Below are 2323 nucleotides of genomic sequence, written 5' to 3'. Positions count from 1 at the left end.
TGCATAGTTACTAAAATCATAAAACATTCCCTGTTGTATTCCTGCTGCTTTAGGATTGCCGTGTATATATCTGAGCGTGTTTAATGCCCTTTTCTTATCTGACATGGCAAACCCCGTGCTGTGATACCTTTTTTCCCAAAAATGCCCTGTTCTATTCAGCATCTGATTAAAGCACAGTGCTGTATACCAATTTAACCAGTGCATAATTTTAGGCAGATCTGAGGGCTGTAATGGTTCTATTAAATAATGTATGTGATTACTCATTAGACATAACCCATACATTCTAAAATTATACTTGTCAATTGCTTTTTTTATTGCATAAATCAAGACCTGACGACATTCTAATTTAGTTAGTCTAAATTCCCGATTGTTACATCTGATTGTAATGTGATAGCAGTATCCTGCTTCTAATTTTCTTGGTTTTCGACTCATAAAAATTTAAGGCTGGCACGTTAATCACATTCTCTCAGTTACACATTTACAGGATGAAAATGCTTGAAAGGTTTTGAGATTCGTTGCCTAGGTCACCCCGTTCAACTCGTCAATGTTGAACCAACTAGGCCAAGTGCGTTCCTCATCCTCCAAAGGATTCCCCTTGCTATCGGTCAATCCCCATCTAATAACTACTCTGGGTAATGGTGTTTCATTATTGGCAGAAAACTTCTCTAATAATATGGTTCCCGCTTTCCTTGTCCCAACCGTCCCCGCTGGAAAACTCTCATTAGTTGTATTATGGGTAATTCCTATTACCTGCACCTGACCTTTTATTGTATCTGTACAAGATAACTTAAACCAGGTATCAGATATCTCCCCCACCAACTCCCTCAAAGCGGTAAACTCATCTACAATGACCTGCACCACTGGCGGTTTGGGCTTCATCTTCATTCTGTTCCCCCAGTCCTGTATGCTCTCTATCAAACTTTGACCTATGTCATCAGCACTTATAGCTAACATTGCTTCAGGAAACAGTTTCCATAATTCTCCATTCTCCGAGTCCCCATGTCGGTCTACTATCATGTTTACTTCTCTTTCTAGTAACACCTTTCTGGCTAAAGCTAGGGTAGCTCCAGCTGTGGTTTTTCCACTCCCTTGATTCCCCACTAACCACAATGGCTTTAAGGAATTTAACACATCCCATAACCATCCCCCCTCATGACCCTTCATTTTTTTTATCAACTGTTCCTTGGGGTTTTTGGGCTGGGCTGTAACTTTTAACTTTTCCTCCTTCTCTTTTAGAGACAATCTTAACTCTGCTACCTTATTCGCATGCTCTAATAGGTCTATTTCTCCTTGCTGCTGTCCTTCTAAATAAGCTAACTGTTGCTCCTGTTCACTCTGGATAGAAGCTAAAGTAGTCATTGCTTCCCTAGAAATCACCTCCTGTTCTACCTGGGCAGTAGATGCCAAAGTGTGTCTATGTAAGTCCAGAGCATATTCCTCCTGCATATCTTCCCGCAGCTCCTTTAATTCCCCTCAAGCTAGAAAGCAACTGAACTGCCTGGTACTGAGTAAGTTTATGGGAGATAGTTGCAGCAGTTATTAACAGAGCTGTTCCACCCAGGGCAAAGTAAGGCGCTAGGACATCGTCACTAGGTATAACTTTGACTACTTTAACAGCTTGCGCTAGATCCATGTTATTACGTAATTCTACTGCTACTATATGTCTTACTCCATTCCAGCCCTTGGCTACTTTTACCTCCTTGCTTAAATTAGCTAATAAACTGGCAAATAGACGGGAACTTATTAATTGCTCTGCTGCATAAGCGGTAGCTATTTCTGATAGCGCTGTATCTACCTCCCTTCTGGTTCTTTCCCCTTTTTTGGCAATGAACCTCAGTATGGCTTCTTTTATCTCTGTAATGCTTGTTATTTCACTGTCCTCCCTTAAACTACTCGCGATCTCCCGCAGGGAGTGCTGCGCAATCGCCTTTAGTTCATCCTGGGGGAGGATAAAACCCAGGTCTTTAGTCACGGTGGATATGGTTTGCTTTTCTGCTAAGGTAATTTCCTTATTTTGTGATAGCTCTGGAGGCTCGTCTAGAGTAATTACATGGTCTGCTTCTTGGGCAGTTTTTTTGAGGTTCGACCAATGAGAGTCAGAAACCCTTTTTCCCAATAAGGATTCGTACAATTGTCTTTCTACCGTATACATAACTGCATAGTCAAATTACTGCATTTTTCAAACAAGTAATTTCCACACTGCTTAATCAGAAAGGGAATGTGCAAAATAGCGTAATGGGCAATAATTACACAATTTTGGGAACAATCCAAACTGGGGGAGCATTGTGGGGGATTTTTATTGTTCAGGCTAAGTGCTGTTTTT

At 41.0% G+C, this 2323-nt stretch carries 3 protein-coding genes; all 3 read right to left on the bottom strand.

What is annotated here, in order from left to right; translation table 11 throughout:
- Positions 1–432, bottom strand: a 432-nt coding sequence (locus ASL19_RS06415; RefSeq protein ID WP_161808581.1) for a transposase, incomplete at its 3' end; no start/stop codon positions are given.
- A gap of 87 nt (positions 433–519) precedes the next feature.
- Positions 520–1446, bottom strand: coding sequence for a hypothetical protein (locus ASL19_RS06410; RefSeq protein ID WP_057177704.1), 927 nt, complete (start codon positions 1444–1446; stop codon positions 520–522).
- On the bottom strand, positions 1415–2152 hold the full coding sequence (locus ASL19_RS06405) for a hypothetical protein (RefSeq protein ID WP_057177703.1): 738 nt from the start codon (positions 2150–2152) through the stop codon (positions 1415–1417). Before ASL19_RS06405 ends, ASL19_RS06410 begins: the two co-directional genes overlap by 32 nt.
- Positions 2153–2323: the final 171 nt, after the last annotated feature.

Origin of the sequence: Cylindrospermopsis sp. CR12 (genome assembly GCF_001432185.1) — a bacterium.
Classification (GTDB): Bacteria; Cyanobacteriota; Cyanobacteriia; order Cyanobacteriales; family Nostocaceae; genus Raphidiopsis; species Raphidiopsis raciborskii.
The sequence above is the reverse complement of the archived record's forward strand: the minus strand, read 5'-3'. Positions and strand labels throughout refer to the sequence as shown.